Here is a 22,911-nt window from a genome sequence, read left to right as displayed (position 1 = left end):
GCGCCTGCCCAAGGCTAGCCCTTGCGCTGTATCAAACGTAAGCAGGTGTAAGGCTCCGATCGCCAAAGCGCAGTAGAATCGGTGCTTCCCCTTTTCCGGAGTGCGCCATGAGCCAGTTATTTACGCCGTTTGCGCTGGGCCCCTTGCGGGTGGCCAACCGCATCGCCATCGCGCCCATGTGCCAGTACTCGGCCGACAACGGCAACGCCACCGACTGGCACATGATCCATCTGGGACACCTGGCGCTGTCCGGCGCGGGCCTGCTGATGACGGAAGCGACGGCCGTCTCGCCCGAGGGGCGCATCTCGGCCGACGATCTGGGCCTGTGGTCGGACGCGAATCAAACGGCGCTGGCCAAGGTGGTGCAGGCGATCCGCCGCCACGCGGCTATTCCGCTGGTGGTGCAGCTGGGCCATGCGGGACGCAAGGCGTCGAGCCGCGCGCCCTGGCAGGGCGGCGCCTGCGTGCGCCTGGCCGATGGCGGCTGGCAAACGGTGGCGCCATCGGCCATCGCCCATGCACCGGGCGAAACCGTGCCGCTCGCGCTCGACGAGATGGGGTTGTTGCAAATCAAGGGCGCGTTTGTCGCCGCTGCCCAGCGCGTGCATGCACTGGGCATCGACGGCATCGAACTGCATGCGGCGCACGGCTATCTGCTGCACCAGTTCCTCTCGCCGCTTGCCAACCAGCGCAGCGATGCGTACGGCGGCAGCCTGGACAACCGCATGCGCTTTCCGCTGGAAGTGTATGAAGCCGTGCGCGCCGCCGTGCCCGCCAGCGTGGCGGTGGGCGTGCGCCTTTCCGCCACCGACTGGGTCGAGGGCGGCTGGGAAATCGAACAAAGCGTGCGCTTTGCGCAGGAGCTCAAGCAGCTGGGCACCGATTTCATCCACGTCTCCAGCGGCGGAATCTCTCCGCAGCAGCAGATTCCCGTGGGACCCGGCTACCAGGTGGCGTTTGCCGAGCGTATCAAGCGCGACAGCGGCTTGCCCACCATCAGCGTCGGCTTGATCACGGAAGCGCAGCAGGCCGAAGACATCATCGCGCAGGGCCAGTCCGACATGGTGGCGCTGGCGCGCGCCATCCTGTTCGATCCGCGCTGGCCGTGGCACGCTGCGGCGCAGCTGGGCGCGCAAGTGCAGGCGCCACCGCAGTACTGGCGCTCGCAGCCGCGTGAGTTCAAGAGCCTGTTCGGCGATACGACGCTGGGCCAGCGCTGACAGGTCTGCTCTGCTACACTGACGCTTCTTCATCCATTTCTCCAGGACGCTTCGACATGCGCCATTGATACTGCCGTGCTGTGCACGGCCTTGCCCTTCCCGCCAGCGCACCGTTGCGCCGCGCGGGTTCGCCAGCCTTGCTCAAGGAGTATCCATGCCCGCATTACTGCAACTCGACCGTCTTTCCTTGGTGCTGCCCGATGGCCGCGCCCTGTTTTCCGATTTGCAATTTTCTTTTGCCCCGCAACGTATCGGCCTCGTCGGCGATAACGGCGTGGGCAAGAGTGTGCTCGCGCGCCTGCTGGCAGGCCGGGCGCAGCCGTCTTCTGGCGCCGTGCGCTGCGACGGCAGCGTGCATTACGTGGCGCAGGAGCTCGATCCGGACCGCTATCCCAGCGTGGCGGCGCTTGCCGGCATGGACGACTTGCTGGCCGCGCTGGCGCGCATCGCTGAAGGCAGCGTCGACGAGGCCGACTACGCCCTGGTGGGCGAACGCTGGGATGCCCACGCCCGCCTGCGCCAGGCGCTCGATGCGCTCGATTTGCGTCATGTCGATGCCGGCACGCCAACGGCCAGCCTGAGCGGCGGCGAACGCCAGCGCATCGCCCTGCAGGGCGCCTGGCTGTCGCAGGCGGACTGGCTGGTGCTCGATGAACCGAGCAACCACCTTGATGCGCATCAACGCGCCCGCCTGGTGGCGCAGATGGCGCGCTGGCCGGGCGGCTTGTTGCTGATCAGCCATGACCGCGGCTTGCTGCAGCACGTCGATGCAATCGTCGAGCTGTCGCCGCAGGGCTTGTGCAGCTATGGCGGCAACTACCTGTTTTATGCGCAGCAGCGCGCGCTCGAGCAAGCCGGTTTTGCTGCCGCCCTGCAGGCGGAAAAGGCAGGTGCCCGACGCGAGCAGCGCGAAGCGCAGCAGCAGGCCGAGCGCCAGCAGCGCAGAGTCGGACGCGGCGAGAGGGAAGGGCGCGAAGGCAATCAGAGCAAGCTTCTGCTGGACGCGAAAAAGGAGAAGAGCCAGGATAGCCAGGGCAAGCTGCGCGTGCGCGCGCAGGAAGCGCAGCTGGCGCGCCAGCAACGGGTGCTGGAAGCGAGCGCCCGCTGCGCGCCCGAGACGGAGCGCCTGCTGCTGGCGCCGGACAGCCAGGTGCCCAACGGAAAACTGATCCTTGAGCTGCGCGCCCTGGTCTTGCCGCATGGCCAGGCGCAGCCCCTGGACCTGGTGCTCAGCGGCCCGCGCCGCCTGGCCGTGACGGGCGACAATGGCAGCGGCAAGTCGACGCTGCTGCGCGTGATCGCCGGGCAACTGGCGCCAGCCGGCGGCGAGGTGCTGTGTCCCGCGCGGGTGGTCTGGCTGGACCAGCATGCGGCCGCGCGTGAAGGCGAGCTGAGTGCTGTGCAGCGCGTGCAAAAACGCAACAGTACGCTGGCGGAAGGGGCCTTGCGCACGCGTCTGGCGCTGCTGGGCATCGCCGGCGCGCGCGCCACCATGCCCAGCCACCTGCTCAGCGGCGGCGAGCGCATGAAGGTGGCGCTGGCGGCCGAACTGTACGCGCAGGTGCCGCCGCAACTGCTGCTGCTCGACGAACCCGACAATCATCTGGACCTGGCCAGCCTGCAGGCGCTGGAACAGATGCTGCTGCAATACCTCGGTGCGTTACTTGTGGTATCGCATGACCAGGCATTTCTGGATGGCCTGAACCTTGACCCGGAGGGCTTGACTTTGTATAAAAGACAATCAAGTGAAAAGGATCACGCTCGATGCCTGTAGAGCATGCTTCATGAAACGATGCTGAATTTTGTTCGATTGTCGGTATAATCCACTGAATAACCGGGCCTATTTGTGAACTAAAACTGCTGGTTCACCAATATGATGACGTTTAATCTGGCACTGTTGTCGGTCACTACCGCGCTGCCAGGGCGTCACCTTCCGTGCCCTGCTGCGCATGAATTTTGGTTTCGCTTATATTGTTTTCTTGGAGAAATAGCATGTCGTTTTACGAAAAACTCAAAGCCCTCAACATTGAACTGCCAGTTGTTGCAGCGCCAGCTGCCGCCTATGTAATGCATGCCCGCACCGGCAACACCGTCTTCCTGTCCGGCCACCTGGCCAAGAAGGATGGCAAGGTATGGGTCGGCCAACTGGGCAAGAACGTCACCACGGAAGAAGGCAAGATCGCCGCGCGCGGCATCGCCATCGAACTGATCGCCACCCTGCAGGACGCGTGCGGCGGCGACTTGAGCAAAGTCAAACGCATCGTCAAGGTCATGAGCCTGGTCAACTCCACCGCCGAATTCACGGAACAGCACCTGGTCACCAATGGCGCCTCGGAATTGTTCGTTGAAGTCTTCGGCGACAGCGGCAAGCACGCCCGCTCCGCCTTCGGCGTGGCGCAGATCCCGCTGGGCGCTTGCGTCGAGATCGAGCTGATCGCTGAATTGGCTGCTTAACACCCCCTTAGCTGCAATACGCGCCGGCAATCACTAGCCGGCCAGCCGCATGATCCTCCCCTGCAAGAGCGGAACCGCCACAGGGGGGGCGGGAGCGTGCGGCTATCTAAAAATACGGAGACGAGTAATGAAAACAAGTGAACAAGGCTTGCACCGCGGCCTGGGCGAGCGGCAGATCCGCCTGATGGCGCTGGGCGCCGCGATTGGCGTGGGCCTGTTTCTGGGTTCCGGCAACGCCATCAAGATGGCCGGTCCTGGCATCATGCTGTCGTACATCATCGGTGGCGCCGTCATCTTCATGATCATGCGCGCGCTGGGCGAAATGGCCGTGCATAACCCCGTGGCCGGTTCCTTCAGCCGCTATGCCCAGGATTACCTGGGACCCCTGCAAGGCTATCTGACGGGCTGGAACTACTGGTTCCTGTGGCTGGTCACATGCGTGGCGGAAATTACCGCCGTTGCCATCTACATGGGCATCTGGTTCCCCGACGTGCCGCGCTGGATCTGGGCCCTGGCAGCCCTCGGTTCCATGGGCGCCATTAACCTGCTGGCCGTGAAAGCGTATGGCGAGTTCGAATTCTGGTTTGCCCTGATCAAGGTGGTGACCATCATCCTGATGATCGTCGGCGGCACGGGCATGATCATCTTCGGTCTCGGCAATGGCGGCGTGGCCGTCGGCATCTCGAACCTGTGGACGCATGGCGGTTTCTTCCCGAATGGCGCGCAGGGCGTGCTGATGTCCTTGCAGATGGTGATGTTTGCCTATCTGGGCGTGGAAATGATCGGCCTGACGGCCGGCGAAGCGGCGAACCCGAAGAAATCGATTCCCGACGCCATCAATTCCGTGTTCTGGCGCATCCTGATTTTCTATGTCGGCGCGCTGTTCGTCATCCTGTCGATCTATCCATGGAATGAAATCGGCACCACCGGCAGCCCCTTCGTGATGACGTTCGAACGCCTGGGCATCAAGACGGCCGCCGGCATCATCAACTTCGTCGTGCTGACGGCGGCCTTGTCGTCGTGCAATGGCGGCATCTTCAGCACGGGCCGCATGCTGTACAACCTGGCGCTGCAAGGCCAGGCGCCGAAGGCGTTTGCGGAAACGACGGCCAGCGGCGTGCCGCGCCGCGCCATCCTCGTGTCCGTCGTGGCGCTGCTGCTGGGCGTGCTGCTGAATTACATGGTGCCGGAAAAAGTGTTTATCTGGGTCACCTCGATCTCGACCTTCGGCGCAGTCTGGACCTGGGGCGTGATCCTGGTCACGCAGATCCAGTTCCGCAAGACCTTGACGCCGCTGGAAATCAAGAACCTGGCCTTCCGCATGCCGTTCGCGCCGTATGGTTCTTGGATTTCGCTGGCCTTCCTGGCCCTGGTCATCGGCCTGATGGCGTATTTCCCCGATACGCGCATCGCCCTGATGGTCGGCCCAGCCTGGCTGATCCTGTTGACGGTGCTGTACTACGTGCTGGGCCTGGCGCCAAAGGACAAGCGCGACGACGTGCCGCAAGGCTACGAAGCGGGCTGGCCAGCGGCCGATGCGCCACACGTCAAGAAGTAAACCAGCGTCGTTGAGCTGAATCAAAAGCGCGCCCCTGCCCCTGCAGGGGCGCGCTTTTTCTTTCATAGAGGCAACTTCGTCCGTGCCAGCACTGTTGCGGCTTTGCCGGCGCATGCCTGGCGTTGTTTCCTTGCATCAAAGTTCTGTTTAGCTGAGCCGGTGAAAGCCCTATAATCGCTTAGTTTTGAAAATGGACGCGATCTTTCCGGTTTTTTGCCAGGTAAGTAATCGCCAGGAAATTATTGTGAATTTATAGCAAACAGAAGTGGATGTGATGCAAGGCGCCCGGCGCGACGCAGTGCGAGCACTGCTAGCGATGGGTAACGCAGCAGCGCGCCACTTATGGAAGCTAGAAAACACAAGAATTTATTGGGGGTTACTCAAGGCCGGAGCGCTATTTGTTTTTACTCGTCGTACGAAAATACGTATGCCTCATAAAGGATGTCTAGTGAGCCAAACCCTGGTCCAGAAACTCTGCCGCACCAAGCCGATCGATACCACGGTCGAGTATGGTGAAGGCCTCAGCAGCAGCGGCTTGAGCCGCTCCATCGGCCTGTTTTCCCTCACCATGATCGGCGTCGGCGCCACCATCGGCACGGGCATCTTCTTTACCATGGTCGAAGCCGTGCCCAAGGCGGGCCCATCGGTCATCCTGTCCTTCCTGATCGCCGCCATTACGGCCGGCCTGACAGCCTTGTGCTATGCGGAATTGTCGTTCCGCATACCGGCCTCCGGCTCTTCGTATTCGTTTGCCTACGCCACCGTGGGCGAGTTTCTTGCTTTCATCATGGCGGCCTGTCTGCTGCTCGAATACGGGCTGGCCGGCAGTGCCGTGGCCATCGGCTGGTCGTCCTACCTGAACAATTTCCTGGAAAACGCCTTCGGCTGGCATATTCCGGAAATGCTGCGCACGCCGATGATCGTTTCCGGCCCGCATGGCATGGAGTTTCACGCCGGCCACATCAACTTGCCGCCCATCTTCCTGATCTGCATGTGCGGCTTCTTGCTGTTGCGCGGCGCTAAGGAATCGGCCCTGATGAACGCCATCATGGTCCTGATCAAGCTGGCGATCCTCGTGTTTTTCATCGTCATCGCGTTTTCCGGTTTCAACGCCGACAATTTCTTCCCTTTCTTCAATAGCGACAACAGCAAGGGCTTTGCCGGCATGACGGGCGTCACGGCCGCGGCCGGCACCGTGTTCTTCTCCTTCATCGGCCTCGATACGGTGGCGACGGCCGGCGACGAAGTGAAAAATCCCACGCGCAATGTGCCGCGCGGCATCCTTGGCGCCTTGCTGATCGTCACCGTGTTTTATCTGCTGGTGGCCGTGGCCGCCCTGGGCGCGCAACAGGCGAAACTGTTTGAAGGCCAGGAAGCGGGCCTGGCGGTGATCCTGCAAAACGTCACGGGCAAGACCTGGCCCGCGCTGGTGCTGTCGGCCGGCGCCGTCATTTCCGTCTTCAGCGTAACCCTGGTAACGATCTATGGCCAGACGCGCATCCTGTTCGCCGTCAGCCGCGACGGCCTGATCCCGAAATCGTTCCAGAAGATTCATCCGCGCACCCTGGTGCCTGTCAGCAATACCATCATGGTCTGCCTGGTGGTGGCCGTGGTGGCCGGTTCCGTCGATGCGACTTACTTGTGGGACATGGTCAGCATCGGCACCCTGACAGCCTTCATGGTGGTGTCGATCGCCGTGCCCGTGCTGCGCCACAAGCAGGGCGCGAACCGCATCGAAGGCTTCAGCGTGCCGTTCGGCCCCTACGTGATACCGGGCCTGAGCGTGTTTGCCTGCCTGTACATCATGCGCGACTTGCCGCATACGACGTTTGTCGTGTTCAGCGTGTGGATGGCGGTGACGGTGGCCATTTACTTCCTGTACAGCATGCGCCATTCACACCTGGGCAAGAAGGCCCGCTGATGCAGTCTGTTCCATCCAAAACCGCCGCGCTTGCCGGCGGTTTTTTTTATTTCTAACCGGAATTTACATGATGAAAATAACTGATCTGGCCGCTTGCGGCTTGCTGGCAAGCAGTCTTCTGGGTGCCGCGGCGCAGGCCGCGCCCGCCGGCGACCTGGCCTTGCGCGATTACCGCGCCGTGGCCCTGTCGGGCAATGGCCAGCGCATTGCCGCCATCGAATCGAGCAAGGCCGGTGAGCAGCCGCAGCGTCCGCATGCTGCCATCGTCGTGCGTGACGCCGCCAACGGCGCCATCGTGCAGCAGTTCGACCCGTGCGCCGCGTGTTCCTACGACAAGCCCAGCTGGTCGCCCGATGGCAGGCAGCTGGCCTTTATCGGCTACGACGCCAAGGCGGGCATGGCGCATCTGTACCTGGCCACAATGACACAGGCGCAGGCGCGCGTGTTGACCAGTATCAAAGGCGTGGCCAGCACGGCGCGCTGGTCGCCCGATGGCCTGCAACTGGGCCTGTTGGCCACGGTGGGGGCGCGCAAGCTGGCCGGCGCCGTCGAGGCGGGCGCGAGGCAGGTGGGCGAAGTGGGCAGCGATGATGATGCCCAGCGCATCGCCGTCGTGCCTGCCAGTGGGGGCGAGCCGCGTTTGCTGTCGCCCGCCGACACCTATGTGTATGAATACAACTGGACGCCCGATGGCCGCGGCTTTGTTGCCACCAGCGCGCAAGGCAATGGCGACAGCAACTGGTGGGTTGCCAAGCTCAGCCATATTGACGGGAACACGGGCGCCCTGCGCGTGATCGCCGCGCCGGCCATGCAGCTGAACCTGCCGTCCGTCTCGCCGGATGGCAAGACGGTGGCCTTCATCGGCGGCCTGATGAGCGATTTCGGCTCCATCGGCGGCGATATTTATACCGTGCCGCTGGCCGGCGGCATGCCGCGCAATCTCACGCCAGACTACCGCGGCACCTTCAATGGCGTCGTCTGGCGCGGCGCCGGCTTGCTGGCAACGGCCCTGATCGACTCGCAGCTGGCGCTGGTGCCTGTCGACGCGCAGAGCGGCCCTGCCCAGCCCGTGCTGCTTGGTGAACTGAGCAGCAGTGGCAGCGATGGCCGCCTGTCGTTCAGCGCCGATGGCAGGCAGGCAGCGGCCGCGCAGGAAGATTTTGCGCACGCCAGCTATTTGGTGGCCGGACCTTTGCGCCAGCTCAAGAAAATAACGCGCGACAATGACGGCTCCATGCCCCAGCTGACGGTGCAGAACGTGGGCTGGAACAACGAGCAATACAAGGTGCAAGGCTGGCTGCTGGGGCCGTTGAAGACGGAGGCCGGCAAGCGCTATCCGATGGTCGTCAACGTGCATGGCGGGCCCGGCGCTGCCGCCTCGCCCCGTTACGTGGCGGCGAGCACCCTGATCCACGAATTGACGCAAAAAGGCTATTTCGTCTTCCTGCCCAATCCGCGCGGCAGCTTTGGCCAGGGCCAGGCATTTACGCGCGCCAACATGGCCGACTTTGGCGGCGGCGACTGGCGCGACATTCTCACCGGCATCGATGCCGCGCAAAAAGTGGCGCCCATCGACGGCCAGCGCCTGGGCCTGATCGGCCATTCGTATGGCGGCTTCATGACCATGTGGGGCGTCACGCACAGCGACCGTTTCAAGGCGGCCGTGGCGGGCGCGGGCGTGTCGAACTGGATCAGTTATTACGGCCAGAACGGCATCAACCAGTGGATGATTCCCTTCTTCGGCGCCTCCGCGTATGACAATCCGGACGTCTACCGCCGTGCCTCGCCCATTGAATCGATCAAGGCGGCGAAGACGCCGACCCTGATCTATGTGGGCGAGCGCGACGTGGAAACGCCGGCCGCCCAGTCGCTGGAATTCTGGCACGGCTTGCGCGCCATGGGCGTGCCGTCCAGCCTGTTCATTTACGACGGCGAAGGCCATTCCTTCCGCAAGCCCGAGCACCAGCGCGACTTGCAGAAGCGCACCATTGGCTGGTTTGAACGTTATCTGAAATAAATCGCTGGTGTTTAGCGTGGCGACACGATATGCACGATCGCCGCGCTATGCACCACGATCTTGTCGGCATCTGCCTGCAACAATCGGATGCGGCGCTGCACCAGCGGCCAGCCCGACCAGGCCACGTCGCTGACGGGCGGCGCCGGCGGCGTGGGCAGGGGCGCGCTGATGGCCGCCTTGTCGTCGAGCTGGTCAAGCGCACGCGACAGTGTCAAACACACTTGCGTGTGGCTGTGGCTGAGCAAGGCATTGACGGGCGCGACGGGCAGCTGGCTGGCATGGCGCCCCAGGATGGAGCGCAGCGCCGCCACGTGGGCCACCAGCAGGTAATTTTGTACGATGAACAGATTGATGTCTTCCACGGCCCGCTGCTTGCTGGCCGGTTCATCGAGCATGCGCACCAGCGCCGAGCTGAGCGCGGCCAGGCTGTCCATCAGGCGCTTGCGTTCGATGCGGTAGGCAAAATCATCGAAGCATTTCCCCTGCAGCAACTCGAAGCTGGCTTGCATGTACGACAGGTTGACGTTGAGCACCTGGCGCACCAGCCGCGGCAAGCTCTGGTATTCCCAATTGGCCAGCACAAAGCTGAACACGGTGGCCACCGCCGCGCCGATCAGGGTGTCGATCAGGCGCTCGCTGACGAGGTTCGGGTTGCTGGGCGCCACCAGATGCATCTGCAACAGTATCATCAGGCTCACGGCGATGGCCGTGTAGCGGTAGCGCAGATAAATGAAGGTGGGCGTGGCCACGATGGAGAGGAACAAAATGGCCATCAGCACGATATTGCTGTGCACGAAGCGGATCACGATGGCCGTGATCACGCAGCCGATGATGGTGCCGATGATGCGGTCGGCACGGCGCTGGCGCGTCATGCTGAACGTGGGGCGCAGGATGATGACGATAGTCAGGACGATCCAGTAGCTGTGGGCCGCATACGGCAGCCAGTGGCCGATCAGCAATCCCACCGAGATGGCCATCGATACGCGCAGCGCGAAGCGGAAGACGGGCGATTCCAGACGCAGGTTAGACAGCAGGGTCTTCAGTTCGTATTTCTGCTGCGACAGGAAGGGCGCCATGTCCGCGCCGCTCCAGAACGGCACGTTGTCGTAGACTTTTTGCGTGGCCAGGTGTAACTCCGTGATCATTTTTAAGATGGCACGGATCTTGTTGCGTTGCGCGCGCAGGGTGGCCAGCGCTTCCTGTGCGGTGTCGCCTTGCGCCTGCAGGCGGGCGATTTCCGCTTCGATGTCGGCCCATTCCTTGTCGTAGCTGATCTGCGCATACGAGGCGCGCTTGCGCGTGACGGCATACGCCACGGATTCGATGTCGCGCGCCGCCTTGCAGGCCAGGTCGTGCAGGGAGTTGAGTACGTCGGAGTCGGCCAGGTGCTGGCGCAGCAGCGCGTAATCCGTGTGCGTGGACAGGATCAGTTCATATAAATCGAGCATGCACACATGCACTTGCACGACGATGGCATCCTTGCTGTTCTTGTGGCTGCGCAAAATCAAGTCGCGCGATGCTTGCTGGCGGTCGGCCAGGATGCTCTGGTGGCGCACCAGCTTGTTGAACTGCTCCGTCAAATTGAAGCGCGTGTCGTAGAAATCGGCCTTGATGTCGATGTAGGCGGCCAGTTCGAACAGGGCTTCGGCCAGCACTTGCTGCTTGATGCGGTGGCGCAAGACCCAGGCGATGGCCATGGCGTAGGCCAGATAGATCAAGCCGCCCAGCATGAACAGGCCCGCGTGGTGGAACGATTGCTGCCACGTCATCTGGTGTTCCATCGACATGGTCATGATGAACAGGGCGGCCAGCTGCAAGGGCATGGATTTCTTGCCGTACACCACCATCATGCTGGCGAGAAAACTGACGAGGACGAGTACCGTCATCAACAGCCACTGCACGGGACCGCACAGGCTGATCAATAACGTGACGGCGCTGCACAGCAGCACGGAAGCCAGCATTTCGTTGAGCTTGTGGCGCAGCGGGCTGGGCATGTCCATCAGGGTCGTGCACAGGGCGCCGATGCACACCGTCATGGCGGTGGTGCTGTCGCTGACTTCCTGGACCAGCAAGGCCAGGCCCACCAGGCCGATGGCCACGCGCAAGCCCAGGTAAAAATAATGGCTGTAAATAAAGGTGCGCAGGTTCAGTGCGTAGTGCATGGGATTACCTTGTGGGCAGGGCACAGAAAGAGGCGCCGCACCGGGGTCTCCGATGCGGCGCCAGGATGTTGCAGTCGCTACAGCCTTGATTTACATCAGGGCAATGACAGGATATCTCCGCCACTCGGGCTCGGCAAAGCGCTGGCAGTGCTCAAAAATGAAGTCGAGCACGGCTTCCTGGTTGCTCAGCAAGGCAGGATTCGCTGCCTTCCAGTCGGAAAACTTGGCCGCCAGTGCAGGTTCATCGCGCAGCAGCTCGGACGCCATGTCTTCAAAGACGTAATCGGAGAACGCTTCCTTCTTCTCCAGCACGCTGTTGAAGAAGCCCCAGCGGAAGAAGCTGTCGTGGGCCTGCGGTTCCAGCGTTTCCACGGCGTAGCGCGCCTTGTCCTGGTCCAGGCTGACCACATAATCGCCCGCCTGCAGCGTGAACTGGCCCGTGCGCGCTTCCACATCGACCGTGTCGTGGAACATGTGGCCTTCGTAGGCCGTGGCCCGCGTGCCGACGTTCTTGATATGGTAGTAGCGTGCCGTTAAGGTCTGTTCGGCGGTGATGCGGGTCATTTCGACGCCGTTCCAGCGCAAGCGTTCGATGACTTCGCGCCAGGCTTGCGGCACCACATAGGCTTTCGGCGCGGTGACGGTGACATCCGCATCAAAGCGGTTGTAATACTTGATATCGCGTTCCCACGGCTGCGAGCGGTCATACGACAGGCGCTGGTAGTCGCCCAGGATGCTCGGCGTGTATTGCGCCGCATAGCCCTTGAAGGGGAAGGTCGACGGTTGTTCTTCGTTCATGGCCCAGTGGATGGGCCACTCGGCTTGCGTGCGTCCGGCCGTCTTGGCCTGCGCGCGCAGTTGCCTGATCTGTTCGCCGTGTTTGACTGTAAACGCCATCGTGATGTCGAGCAGGGCGCGCATGGACGCGTAGCGGTCGGCAAACGGTTTCAACATGTGCGTTTCCGGCATGAAACCGATGACATGATGCAGGGCCGCAAAACCGGTCGAGAAACGGGGGACTTCGAGGAATTCGGCGATGCCGTGGTCCGGGCTGTCCTTGACGGGATTCACGTACGGGCAGGTGGGCCAGCCGGCGTGTTCCATCTGCGCAAAGATGTGCGGCAGCATGGTGTCTTGCAGGAAGGGACCGAGGCCATTGCCCAGCTTATCCGTCTGCGTGTGGATCAGGGTCATCGTGTACGGATAGTCGGCGCCGTTCGACGTGTGGGTGTCGACCATCACGTCCGGGTCCCAGCTGGCCAGCAGGCGGTTGAACACTTGCGCGTTCAGGCTGTCGCACTTGACGAAATCGCGGTTCAGGTCCAGGTGGCGGCTGTTGCCGCGGAAGCCGAATTGCTCCGGACCATCCTGGTTCACGCGCGAGGTATTGGCGCGGTTCAGGCTGCCATCGACGTTGTAGATCGGAATGAACAGCAGCACGGTGCTGCCCAGCGCCGCCAGGCGCTCGGGCTGCGTGCAGAGGTCGCGCACGATGGCCATGCAGGCGTCGATGCCTTCCGGTTCGCCCGGATGGATGCCGTTATTGTTGAAAAATACGGTGCGCCCTGCGCGCTTGATTTGCTCGCGGTCGAACACGCCATCCGCGCTGACGACGCCAGCGTGGATGGGCACGCCCGAGTCGGACAGGCCGATCTGTTCGAAGTGCAGCACCTGCGGGTAGCGTGCGGCGAGATCTTTATAGAAAGTAATGCATTCCAGCCAGGTCGTGGTCTGGTTGTGGTTACCGAGTTCGTAGGTCGTGCGCAAGTCTGGTGGCATAGCGGTCTGAGTCTGGGAGGGGGAAGGCGCACTGGGTAAGTACGCCCGCTAGGGGCCAATTGTAGCACCGGCGCCCTGGCCTTGATGTGCCGCAGCAGGCGGGCGCCAGACTTGTGTTATGAATACGTTTCACGCGCAAGGGAGGCGGTATGGGTAAGGTGGCGCTGGCGGCGCTGGTGTGGAGTATATGCCTGGCGGCGCAGGCGGCGCCGCTGCGCTTGCCGGCTGGCAAGGAGCCCGTGGCGCAGGGCGGCTCCGTCACGGCCGCCGCGCAGGGCGCGCTGATACGCTACCGGGACTGGCTGCTGGCCGTTGACGGAGCGCAAGCTGATGAAATGGCCGATGTGGTGTTGATTTCCGGAAGTGCCCGTCAGGCGCCCCGTCTGCAGGCGGGCAAGCTGGCGCGCACCTTGCCTGTGTGGGAGGCCTTCGAGTTGATCAAGGGCAGCACGCGTTTGCGCGTCACGGCGCTGCCGGGGCCGGATGGGCTTCCTGCCCTGCTGCTCGACTTTGGCGATGGCGATTACCGCATCGTGATTCCCGCCGCGCGCATCGAACGCCACGCTTATCCCTTGCTGGCGCAGCGCTTTCCCGGCGCCGACCTGGCCCTGCTGCTGCAGGATGGCCGGAGGGTGATGCTGCCGCTGGGAAAAAGCCGCGCACAGGTGTTTGGCGAGGAGCAAGCCGCGCCCTACCGCTTTGCCAAAGTAAAACGCCAGGCGAAAAAAAGCCACTCCCGCAGGAGTGGCTCAGGCTAAAGCGCCCGTTGCCGGGTTATTGCTTCTTGTTATTCAGCGCCCATTTCTTTCAGCAGGTTGTCTGCGTGGTCGATGTGTTTCATGTTCCACAGCATGTAGCGCAGGTCGACCTGGATCGAACGGGTGTTGGCCTTGTTGTAGTCCCAATCGGAAATGATCGAGTCCAGCGTGCCGTCGAAGGCCAGGCCGATGAATTCACCTTTCGAATTCAGGGCAGCCGAACCGGAGTTGCCGCCGGTGATGTCCAGGGTGGCCAGGTAGTCGACCGGCACGGTTTTCAGCTTAGGATCGACGAACTTGCCGAAGTCCTTGGCCTTGATCGCAGCCAGCTGATTCGCCGGCGCATTGAACTCGCCCTGGCCGGTGGCCTTGGCGGCGACGCCATTGACGGTGGTGAAGGCGGTCCAGGTGGTGCCGTCGGCGCCATGGTCACGGCCGGCAACTTTGCCGAACGTTACGCGCAGGGTGCTGTTGGCGTCAGGGTAGACGGCTTGGCCCTTGCTCTTCATGAAGGCGATTTTTGCTTTCATGTAGTTGGCGTAGGCTTGCTGGATCTTGCCTGCCAGTTCTTCGTCTTCCGCTTCGTTTTTCAGCGAATCCGGGTACATGGCGACGGCGGCCTGGATGAAGCTGTCTTTGCTGGCCTGGAACTCGGCTGGCGTGCGTTTCAGCCATGCAGCGCGCTCGGCCTTGTCGCCCAGCTTGCTGCCGGCATACAGTTTGTCCAGGGCGGCGGCCAGCTCGGCCTGCGACATGCCATCCTTGATGCCGATGGCGGCGTCGAAGCTGGCGCGGCGTTGTGCTGCCGGTTGCGCGGCGTACTTGGTCAGGCTGTTCAGTACCAGCGCCTTGTCGACTTTTTCATCGTAGGTGCGCTCGACCGAGGTGATGCCCGCTTCCAGGCGTGGCAAGTCGCGCGTCTGGTAGCCGGACTTGCGTTCCGTATCGGCCTTGGTGCCTTCGTTGGACAGGCGGTACAGGCTGCGTGCCGTGCTCAGCAGGCGTGGCTGGGCGTAGCTGAGGAAGAAATCGCGCTTGGTGTCGGCATCGCGCTCGGCGATCAGCTTTTCCACTTGCTCGATGTCGCCGGCAAATTCCGCCTTGCGTGCCGGCGTGGCGTTGACCCAGGTTTTCAGGGCTTCGTGTTGGGCCGTCTTGCGCGCCAGGAAGTCGCTGCCGGCGTAGGAATCGAGCATGCCTTGGCGGTTCTTGTAGTAATTGTTCACGCCGGCGACCTGACCCGCGTATTTCAGGGCTACATCCTTGTTGTCCTTGGTTTCGCGCGCGATGATGGCCAGGGTTTCACCCGACGCTTTCACGAAGGCCGGGTAGTTCCAGTCAAACGTAAACGCCACTTCCGACGGCAGGCGGTGACGGTTGGTGCGGCCAGGGTAACCCAGCGCCATGACGAAATCGCCTTCCTTCAAGCCATCCTTGGCCAGTTTCAGCACGTGTTTTGGCTGGTATGGCACGTTGTCCTTGCTGAAGTCGGCAGCTTTGCCGTCGCGGCTGACATAGGCGCGGTAGAAACCGTAGTCGCCCGTGTGGCGCGGCCACATCCAGTTGTCGGTGTCGCCGCCGAACTTGCCCACGCCGGCCGGAGGCGCGTGTACCAGGCGCACGTCGCGGATTTCCAGTTGCTTGATCAGGTAGAACTCCAGGCCGCCGTAGTAGCTCGACACGGTGCAGCGGAAACCGGCTTCTTTTTCGCACTCGGCGACCAGTTTCTTCTGGTTTTTCTCGATCGCGTCGATGCGTGCCTTGCCTTGCAGCTTGGCCACGTCGGCGGTGATGATCTTGTCGCTGACATTGGTCACGGCCGAGGTGACGAAGATGCGGCTGCCTGGGGCGGCCGGCAGTTCTTCAGCGAACGTTTTGGCCAGGAAACCGTTGGCCAGCAAATCGCGCTCCTTGGTCGAATTGACCGCCACGCTGTTGTAGACGCAATGGTGATTGGTGGCAACCAGGCCTTGCGGCGAAACAAACGAGGCCGAGCAGCCGCCCAGGCTGACGATGGCGCCCATCGGGAACTCGGTCAGTTTGGTCAGGGTGGTCGGATCGAGTTTCAGTCCGGCCGCTTTCAGTTCCTTGGCTACTTGTGGCAGCTGTTGGGGCATCCACATGCCTTCGTCGGCGTGTGCGAAGTTGCTCAGGATGGCGAGCGCGATGAGAGATTTTTTCATTCGAGTTCTGTTCTTTTACATTGTAGGGAAGTCGGAATCAGCGGAGTACCCGCTGATTGAGCAGCGGGCGACATAGAGTATCCGTATCGAACTCGCACTAGTCAATCACATTTTCCGGACAGCATGTTCGCGCGCGCTTGCTTGAAAGGTAATATTTTCGCTAATGCAGGGGCTGCAACCGGCTGCCAAGGCGCATTTTTCCGTGCGGCGGCTGTGGTATTGTCCATACAATTATCCTACCGGCAATAAAATATGGCCGGGCGCTTGCGCGGCCCGGCCACTTGCTCGGCGCTGCTTTTTTCCTGCCTAGCGTATTTTGCCGCGGCGCAAAAGATTCACGATGCCCAGCAGGATCACGGCGCCCAGGAACGAGACCAGCAGCGAAGACAGGCTGAAATTGTCGCTATTGATGGTGCCCGTGCCGAACAGGGGCGCCAGCAGCCAGCCGCCCAGGAAGGCGCCGACGATGCCGACGACGATATTGAGGAAGATGCCTTGTTGCGCATCGGTTTTCATGACCATGCTGGCCAGCCAGCCGATGACGCCGCCAATAACGATCCAGATAATGAAATTCATGTAATCCTCCGCGCGATGAATGAGTGGTTGTGCCATGTCAGAAAAACATCATGGCAAATCGATACTGATGCCGCACGATAGAAAAGTCCAGCGGATTCGCGTCGCGCATGCAAAAGCCCGCCTGGCTGCGGGCAGCGAGGCGGGCTTGTCGTGCGGCAAGGTCGTGTTTAGTCGGCCTTGATCGCTTCGACCTGGATGGCCAGCTTGACTTCCGGCGAGAACGCCGGCATGCCGTAGTTCAGGCCAAAGTCGCTGCGCTTGAATTCCGCGCTGGCATCGGCGCCGCACACTTCACGCTTGTAGCGCGGGTGCATGATGCACTTGAACTTGCTCACGTTCAGCTTGACGGGCTTGGTCACGCCCAGCAGGGTCAGCTCACCATCGACTTCCACCAGCTGCTCGCCGTTGAACTTGAACGACTTGCTCTTGTAGCTGATTTGCGGAAATTTCTCGACGTTGAACATATCCGCTTTTTTCGCGTGCGTATTCATGGCGTCCAGGCCGAAATCGATCGAATCGGCATCGATGACCAGGTCCAGGCTGCCGCTCTTGGCGGCGCGGTCCAGGGTCACGGTGCCCTTGGTCTTGTTGAACTTGCCACGCCACACGGACATGCCCATGTGATCGGCTTCAAAGCTGGGGAAGGTGTGCGTCGGGTCGAGGTTGTAGGTGTCGGTAGCGGCCATGGCCGAACCCGCGCCGGCGGCTGCCAGCACGGCGATCATCAAATGCTTGAATGTCATGAATATCCTAAGGTTGAACAAGGGGTGTGGCGATTACTGAGCAGAAACATGAAACTTAATCGTGACCTCGTCGGCAACCATGCTCGTGTCTTTCCACTCGCCTTCGCCGATGTTGTAGGTCAGGCGCTTGATCGGCAGGGCGCCGTCAAACGCGTATTTGCCGCCATCGGCCTTCACCGTTAGGGGGAAGGTCACGTCCGTGGTCTTGCCCTTGATGCTCAGCTTGCCGCTGACCGTCAGCTTGCCGGCGCCGGCGGCCTTGATGCTGCTCGAAACAAAGGTGGCTTTCGGGAACTGGGCCGAATTGAACCATTCTTTCTTGGCCACTTCCTTGTTGTATTCCGGATCGCCGATATCGATGCTGGCCGTCTCGATGTCCACCGACGCCTTCGAGGCGTCCGGCGCGGCCGGGTTGTAATCGATGGCGATATTGAATTTCTTGAATTTCGCTTCCACGGGCACGTTCATTTGCTTGAACACGGCCGACACGCTGGTCTTGGCGGGATCGACTTTCAGCAGGGTGGCGGCGGTGGCGGCCACGGACAGGCCCAGCAGGGAAGCGAGGACGATGCGTTGGGTGGTTTTCATCTTGTTTTTTCCTGTGTTTCAGTGAGCAAAGCAGATTGAGACGGACTTGGAACGCCGGACAAAACCGTAGCGAGCGGAAGTGCGGCTCGGCGCCCCCGTTGGTCCGAGAAGCGGAACTGTGCTTTTAGCACAGTGAGCATCGCAGGCCGCAAATCGCGACGCGCAGTAGGTTTGGTTCGACGTTCTTAGGGCAGCATGCGCTTAAGCACGCCGTCACGGTCGATGAACTGGTGCTTCAGCGCCGCCAGCACATGGGCGGCCACGGCGGCGGCCAGCGTCATGTTCAGAACATAATGAATTTCTTTTAAGAGCGGCTTAAGTTCCGGGTTCGGCGCCATGATGACAGGCAGCTGGAACAGGCCCAGGTAGACCACCGGCACGCCCGCGGCCAGCGTGTACAGGTAGCCGGAGATGGGGACGGCGAAGATCAGGATGTACAGCAGCACATGCATGGCGTCGGCCGCTTTCTTTTGCCAGGCAACCATGCTGGCCGGGTGCGGCGGCGGCACGTTGGCCTTGCGCCACAGCAAGCGGATGGCGGCGATGGCCAGCACGGTCACGCCCAGCCATTTGTGCCAGGAGAAATATTTGAGCTTGGTGGGCGTCAGGCCGGGAATATCCGTCATGACCAGGCCCATGACGAAGGCGCTGATGATCAGCAGGGCGGTCAGCCAGTGCAGGATGATGGCGGTGGTGGTGTAGCGTTGCATCGGCGGCTTTCTGGAATGTAGTACGTATTAGGACTAATTCGGCCTAATATACCAAAGAAAAGCAAATTGCGCTGCGTGCTGGAGATTCTACAAGAAAGATTGCGTGAAAAACCGCGGGGCAGGCAGCATTTGTATGCCGGCCGCCCCGCGGAGCGGGATCGGATGATCCCCGTGTGGTAAGGGCTTAGATGGCCTTGGCCAGCTGCGCCGCGATGCCGATGTAGTTACCTGGCGTCATCGTCAGCAAGACATCCTTGGCGTCCTGCGGGATGGCCAGGCCGTTGACGAATTCCTGCAGCGCTTCCTTTGAGATGCCCTTGCCACGCGTCAATTCCTTCAGCTGCTCGTACGGGTTTTCGATGCCATAGCGGCGCATCACGGTTTGTACGGGCTCGGCCAGCACTTCCCAGGTGGCGTCCAGGTCTTGCGCCAGGCGTGCATGGTTCACTTCCAGCTTGTTCAGGCCGCGCAGGCAGCTGTCATAGGCCAGCAAGGTGTAGCCGAGGCCCACGCCGATGTTGCGCAGCACGGTCGAATCGGTCAAATCGCGCTGCATGCGCGAGACGGGCAGTTTTTCCGACAAATGTTTCAGGACGGCATTGGCCAGGCCCAGGTTGCCTTCCGAGTTTTCGAAGTCGATCGGGTTGACCTTGTGCGGCATGGTCGAGGAACCGATTTCGCCCGCTTTCAGCTTTTGCTTGAAGTAGCCCAGCGAGACATACGTCCAGATGTCGCGGTTCAGGTCCAGCAGGATCGTGTTGGCGCGCGCGAAGGCGTCGAACAGCTCGGCCATGTAGTCGTGCGGCTCGATCTGGATGGTGTACGGGTTGAAGACCAGGCCCAGGCGCTGTTCGATGACGGCTTGCGAGAATGCGGGCCAGTCGAAGCCGGGGTAGGCCGACAGGTGGGCGTTGTAGTTGCCGACGGCGCCATTCATCTTGCCGAGGATTTCCACTTGCTCGATGCGTTTTACGGCGCGCTGCAGGCGGGCCACGACGTTGGCGAATTCCTTGCCCAGGGTGGTCGGGCTGGCCGTCTGGCCGTGCGTGCGCGACAGCATCGGCACGTCGGCGTTGTCGTGCGCGATCTGCGTCAGCCTGGTCACCAAGCCTTGCAGGGCCGGCAGCATCACGCCATCGCGCGCGGCCTTGAGCATCATGCCGTGCGAAGTGTTGTTGATGTCTTCCGAGGTGCAGGCGAAATGGATGAATTCCGACGCCGCCACCAGTTCCGGCACGTCCGCCACTTGTTCCTTCAGCCAGTACTCGACGGCCTTGACGTCATGGTTGGTGACCGCTTCGATGGCCTTGATGCGGGCCGCGTCGGCTTCCGAGAAGTCGGCCGCCATCTTGTCGAGCAGGGCGCTCGCTTCTGCCGAAAACGGCTTGATTTCGGCGAAACCGGCTTGCGACAGCGCTTGCAGCCAGGAGATTTCCACTTTCACGCGGTGGTGCATGAAACCGGCTTCGGACAGGATCGGGCGCAGCAGATCGGTCTTGCTGGCGTAGCGGCCATCGAGCGGAGACAGGGCCGACAGCGTGGAATACGGAGTAGTAGAAGTCATGAGAGCGGACGCAAGTTAAAGAAACGGTTGGCGCGTGGCGCGCGGGGAGGGCAGGGCTATTGAAATACAGCAACACTGACGGCGCCACAGTAAAGGGCGATTTTACCACCGCTGGGGGCTCGCCAGCCGTCCGTCGGGCGCCGGTGCACCGCAATCTGGCCGAATCCGGCCCCGATGCGGCATGCCTGCCACACTGGGCGGTGCGCCGGGCGCGCGCTGCCAAAAGGCGGCGGCCGCCGATGCTATACTGAGCGCTGCTCCTTACCTTAAAGTACCTATGAAACTGATCGGCTCCCTCGCCAGCCCGTATGTCCGCAAAGCCCGTATCGTGCTGGCGGAAAAAAAGCTCGACTATGTATTCGAGCTGGAAAACGTGTGGGTGCCGGAAACCCGCATCGCCCAGGCCAACCCGCTGGGCAAGGTGCCTTGCCTGGTGATGGAAGATGGCAGCGCGCTCATCGATTCGAGAGTCATCGTCGAATATCTCGACACGCTCACGCCCGTGTGCAAGCTGCTGCCGGCCGGCGGCAATGGCCGCGAGCGGGCCGACATCAAGAACTGGGAAGCGCTGGCCGACGGCATCCTCGACGCGGGCGTGCTGGTGCGCCTGGAGCGCACGCAGCGTCCGCCCGAGCAGCAGAGCGCGGCCTGGATCGCGCGCCAGCTGGAAAAAGTCACGCTGGGCCTGGCTGCGCTGGAAGCGCGCCTGGGCGAGAGCGCCTATTGCGCCGGCAAGAGCTATACCCTGGCCGACGTGGCCGTGGGCTGTACCCTGGGCTGGCTCAGCTTCCGCTTCCCGGAAATCGACTGGCGCGCGGATCACCCCGCGCTGGCGCGCCTGTTCGACAAGCTCTCCGAGCGGCCATCGTTCAAGGACACCGTGCCGCAGTAAGGCGCGGACGAAAAAAAACCGGCTGTTGCCGGTTTTTTTATTTCACCACCAAGGTTGCAACGCCTGATAAAACCGTAGCGAGCGGAAGGAAGAGGTGGCCGAGAAGCGCAACCGTACTCCAGTGCGGTGAGCATCGCGGGCCGCCGATGCCGACGCGCAGCAGGTTTTATCAGGTGTCATCACTCCTCAATCGCCATCTGGCTCTGCAGATAGTTCTGGATGCCGACCTTGTCGATCAGGTCGATCTGCGTTTCCAGCCAGTCGATATGCTCTTCCGTGTCTTCCAGGATCATCAGGAACAGGTCGCGCGAGACGTAGTCGCCCGCTTTTTCGCAGGTGGCGATGCCCTCCTTGACGGTGGCGTGCGCGGCGCGTTCCAGTTTCAGGTCGCAAGCCAGCATTTCCGGCGTGTTCTCGCCGATCAGCAGCTTGTGCAGCGCTTGCAGGTTAGGCAGGCCGTCGAGCATCAGGATGCGGTCGATCAGCTTGTCGGCGTGTTTCATTTCGCCGATCGATTCTTCGTATTCCTTCTTGCCCAGCTTTTCCAGGCCCCAGTGCTTGTACATGCGGGCATGCAGGAAATACTGGTTGATGGCGGACAGTTCGTTGGTGAGCTGTGCGTTGAGCAAGCGGATGACTTCTTTATCGCCCTTCATGGGATTTCCTTTGTTCTGTGTTCGATGATGAAACCGGAAGCTGTTGGCGTCCACGGCCGGGTGGCGCAAAGGCTGCCTGGTGGCGCGCATATTGCCGGTTTCGCTATGCCCGCATGATAGCGCAAAATGTTGGCGATTTCGGGTGGTAAACGGCATTTTTCCGTCTTTTTAACGTAAAAATCGTGCGAATAAAACCCATTCTCAAGTGGATCTCGCCACTTTCCCGTTTTTTATTTGTTAAGGAAAATGAAGGCCATTCTCATTCGCGTTCATGGCGCCGTTTGTGTGCGGCTGGCGCGCCTGCGCGGCGGCATGGAAACGCTGGAAATGTTTGCGCCATTCTTGCCTTTGGCTATTCTGGCCGGGCAGTGGCGGTGCGATAATCGGGCAGCGATTTTTACTGAGAGGATAGCAAGATGATGCTGCATATACCCGGCGTGCTGACGCCGGAACAGGTGACGCAGTTTCGCCAGCGACTGGCGCAGACGGACTGGATCGACGGGCGCGCCAGCGTGGGCGCGCAAGGGGCGCAAGTCAAGCGCAACCGCCAGCTGGCCGAAGGTTCGCCGCTGGCGCTGGAGCTGGGCGAGATCGTCAGCCGCGCACTGATGGCCAACCCGCTGTTCTTTGCCGCCGTGTTGCCGCTGCGCATCCTGCCGCCCTTCTTCAACAGCTATGCGGGCGGCGAGCACTACGGCCTGCACATCGACGGCGCCATCCGCACGCCGAAAAACGGCATGCAGTCGATGCGCGCCGACGTCTCATCGACCGTGTTTTTGAGCGAACCGGACGAATACGAGGGCGGCGAGCTGGTGGTGGTCGATGCGTACGGCACGCATGAAGTAAAGCTGCCGGCCGGCGACGTGATCGTGTATCCGTCGAGCAGCGTGCATCAGGTGCTGCCTGTCACCAGCGGCGAGCGCATCTGCTCCTTCCTGTGGACGCAAAGCATGGTGCGCGAGGACTGGAAGCGCAGCATGCTGTTTGAGCTCGATCAAAACATCCAGAGCGTGCGCGCAGAACACGGCGATTCGCCGGCGACCGTGGGACTGACGGGGCATTATCATAATCTGCTGCGCATGTGGGCGGAGATGTAACGCGAAACGCGCATGGCGGCGTTGCTTAGGCTC

20 protein-coding genes are annotated in these 22,911 nt (G+C 61.7%); 10 read left to right on the top strand and 10 right to left on the bottom strand.

The annotated features are described in order from the left end of the window. Positions 1–107: 107 nt before the first annotated feature. The 6 genes from CBW50_RS06120 to CBW50_RS06095 all read left to right on the top strand — a co-directional run bounded on the left by CBW50_RS06120 (position 108) and on the right by CBW50_RS06095 (position 9,170). The gene (locus CBW50_RS06120; protein ID WP_086144711.1) at positions 108–1,220 is read left to right on the top strand and encodes an NADH:flavin oxidoreductase/NADH oxidase; all 1,113 of its coding nucleotides are present in this window, start codon (positions 108–110) and stop codon (positions 1,218–1,220) included. 154 nt (positions 1,221–1,374) lie between these two features. Beyond that, on the top strand, positions 1,375–2,994 hold the full coding sequence (locus CBW50_RS06115; RefSeq protein WP_172404687.1) for an ATP-binding cassette domain-containing protein: 1,620 nt from the start codon (positions 1,375–1,377) through the stop codon (positions 2,992–2,994). A 218-nt stretch (positions 2,995–3,212) separates the two neighbouring features. Beyond that, a complete protein-coding gene (locus CBW50_RS06110; RefSeq protein WP_086144710.1) occupies positions 3,213–3,674 on the top strand; it encodes a RidA family protein in 462 nt (153 codons plus the stop codon). A gap of 127 nt (positions 3,675–3,801) precedes the next feature. Next, complete coding sequence (locus CBW50_RS06105; protein ID WP_086144709.1) at positions 3,802–5,232, top strand: amino acid permease; 1,431 nt, start codon at positions 3,802–3,804, stop codon at positions 5,230–5,232. A 448-nt stretch (positions 5,233–5,680) separates the two neighbouring features. Then, a complete protein-coding gene (locus CBW50_RS06100) occupies positions 5,681–7,153 on the top strand; it encodes an amino acid permease (protein ID WP_086144708.1) in 1,473 nt (490 codons plus the stop codon). 67 nt (positions 7,154–7,220) lie between these two features. Continuing rightward, the gene (locus CBW50_RS06095; RefSeq protein WP_226936400.1) at positions 7,221–9,170 is read left to right on the top strand and encodes a S9 family peptidase; all 1,950 of its coding nucleotides are present in this window, start codon (positions 7,221–7,223) and stop codon (positions 9,168–9,170) included. A gap of 11 nt (positions 9,171–9,181) precedes the next feature. On the opposite strand, the gene CBW50_RS06090 is transcribed toward CBW50_RS06095, so the two are convergent. After that, a complete protein-coding gene (locus tag CBW50_RS06090) occupies positions 9,182–11,332 on the bottom strand; it encodes an FUSC family membrane protein (RefSeq protein WP_086144707.1) in 2,151 nt (716 codons plus the stop codon). Between the two features lie 90 nt (positions 11,333–11,422). Then, complete coding sequence (locus CBW50_RS06085) at positions 11,423–13,111, bottom strand: M14 family zinc carboxypeptidase (RefSeq protein WP_086144706.1); 1,689 nt, start codon at positions 13,109–13,111, stop codon at positions 11,423–11,425. 149 nt (positions 13,112–13,260) lie between these two features. Here CBW50_RS06085 and CBW50_RS06080 point away from each other — a divergent pair, with 149 nt between their 5' ends. After that, entirely contained in the window at positions 13,261–13,869 is a 609-nt protein-coding gene (locus CBW50_RS06080) for a hypothetical protein (protein WP_086144705.1), read from the top strand. 29 nt (positions 13,870–13,898) lie between these two features. On the opposite strand, the gene CBW50_RS06075 is transcribed toward CBW50_RS06080, so the two are convergent. From CBW50_RS06075 to purB, 7 genes are all read right to left on the bottom strand, one after another. After that, entirely contained in the window at positions 13,899–16,052 is a 2,154-nt protein-coding gene (locus CBW50_RS06075; protein ID WP_086144704.1) for a S46 family peptidase, read from the bottom strand. A gap of 101 nt (positions 16,053–16,153) precedes the next feature. Next, the gene (locus CBW50_RS30150) at positions 16,154–16,279 is read right to left on the bottom strand and encodes a hypothetical protein (protein WP_264296514.1); all 126 of its coding nucleotides are present in this window, start codon (positions 16,277–16,279) and stop codon (positions 16,154–16,156) included. A gap of 79 nt (positions 16,280–16,358) precedes the next feature. Next, complete coding sequence (locus tag CBW50_RS06070) at positions 16,359–16,628, bottom strand: GlsB/YeaQ/YmgE family stress response membrane protein (protein WP_071075198.1); 270 nt, start codon at positions 16,626–16,628, stop codon at positions 16,359–16,361. Positions 16,629–16,795: 167 nt separating this feature from the next. Next, on the bottom strand, positions 16,796–17,371 hold the full coding sequence (locus CBW50_RS06065; protein WP_086144703.1) for a YceI family protein: 576 nt from the start codon (positions 17,369–17,371) through the stop codon (positions 16,796–16,798). A 33-nt stretch (positions 17,372–17,404) separates the two neighbouring features. Next, positions 17,405–17,959: a YceI family protein gene (locus CBW50_RS06060; RefSeq protein WP_086144702.1), complete on the bottom strand. Its 555-nt coding sequence runs from the start codon at positions 17,957–17,959 to the stop codon at positions 17,405–17,407. Between the two features lie 185 nt (positions 17,960–18,144). Beyond that, positions 18,145–18,669: a cytochrome b gene (locus CBW50_RS06055; RefSeq protein ID WP_086144701.1), complete on the bottom strand. Its 525-nt coding sequence runs from the start codon at positions 18,667–18,669 to the stop codon at positions 18,145–18,147. A gap of 184 nt (positions 18,670–18,853) precedes the next feature. Continuing rightward, positions 18,854–20,233: an adenylosuccinate lyase gene (gene purB, locus CBW50_RS06050; RefSeq protein ID WP_086144700.1), complete on the bottom strand. Its 1,380-nt coding sequence runs from the start codon at positions 20,231–20,233 to the stop codon at positions 18,854–18,856. Between the two features lie 277 nt (positions 20,234–20,510). Here purB and CBW50_RS06045 point away from each other — a divergent pair, with 277 nt between their 5' ends. Further along, a complete protein-coding gene (locus tag CBW50_RS06045; protein WP_086144699.1) occupies positions 20,511–21,125 on the top strand; it encodes a glutathione S-transferase N-terminal domain-containing protein in 615 nt (204 codons plus the stop codon). Between the two features lie 179 nt (positions 21,126–21,304). Here the strand turns inward: CBW50_RS06045 and bfr are convergent, their stop codons facing one another. Continuing rightward, positions 21,305–21,781 carry a bacterioferritin gene (bfr, locus tag CBW50_RS06040; protein ID WP_086144698.1) on the bottom strand — a complete coding sequence of 159 codons (477 nt, stop codon included), beginning with the start codon at positions 21,779–21,781 and terminating at the stop codon, positions 21,305–21,307. Positions 21,782–22,027: 246 nt separating this feature from the next. On the opposite strand from bfr, the gene CBW50_RS29270 reads away from it, so the two are divergent. Next, positions 22,028–22,201, top strand: a complete 174-nt coding sequence (locus CBW50_RS29270) for a hypothetical protein (RefSeq protein WP_172404686.1) — start codon at positions 22,028–22,030, stop codon at positions 22,199–22,201. Further along, positions 22,198–22,878, top strand: a complete 681-nt coding sequence (locus CBW50_RS06035) for a Fe2+-dependent dioxygenase (protein WP_086144697.1) — start codon at positions 22,198–22,200, stop codon at positions 22,876–22,878. Before CBW50_RS29270 ends, CBW50_RS06035 begins: the two co-directional genes overlap by 4 nt. Positions 22,879–22,911: the final 33 nt, after the last annotated feature.

Origin of the sequence: Janthinobacterium sp. GW458P (assembly GCF_002127585.1) — a bacterium.
Taxonomy (GTDB): Bacteria; Pseudomonadota; Gammaproteobacteria; order Burkholderiales; family Burkholderiaceae_D; genus Janthinobacterium.
Note: the sequence above shows the minus strand (reverse complement) of the source record. Positions and strands in the feature narration are given on the sequence as shown.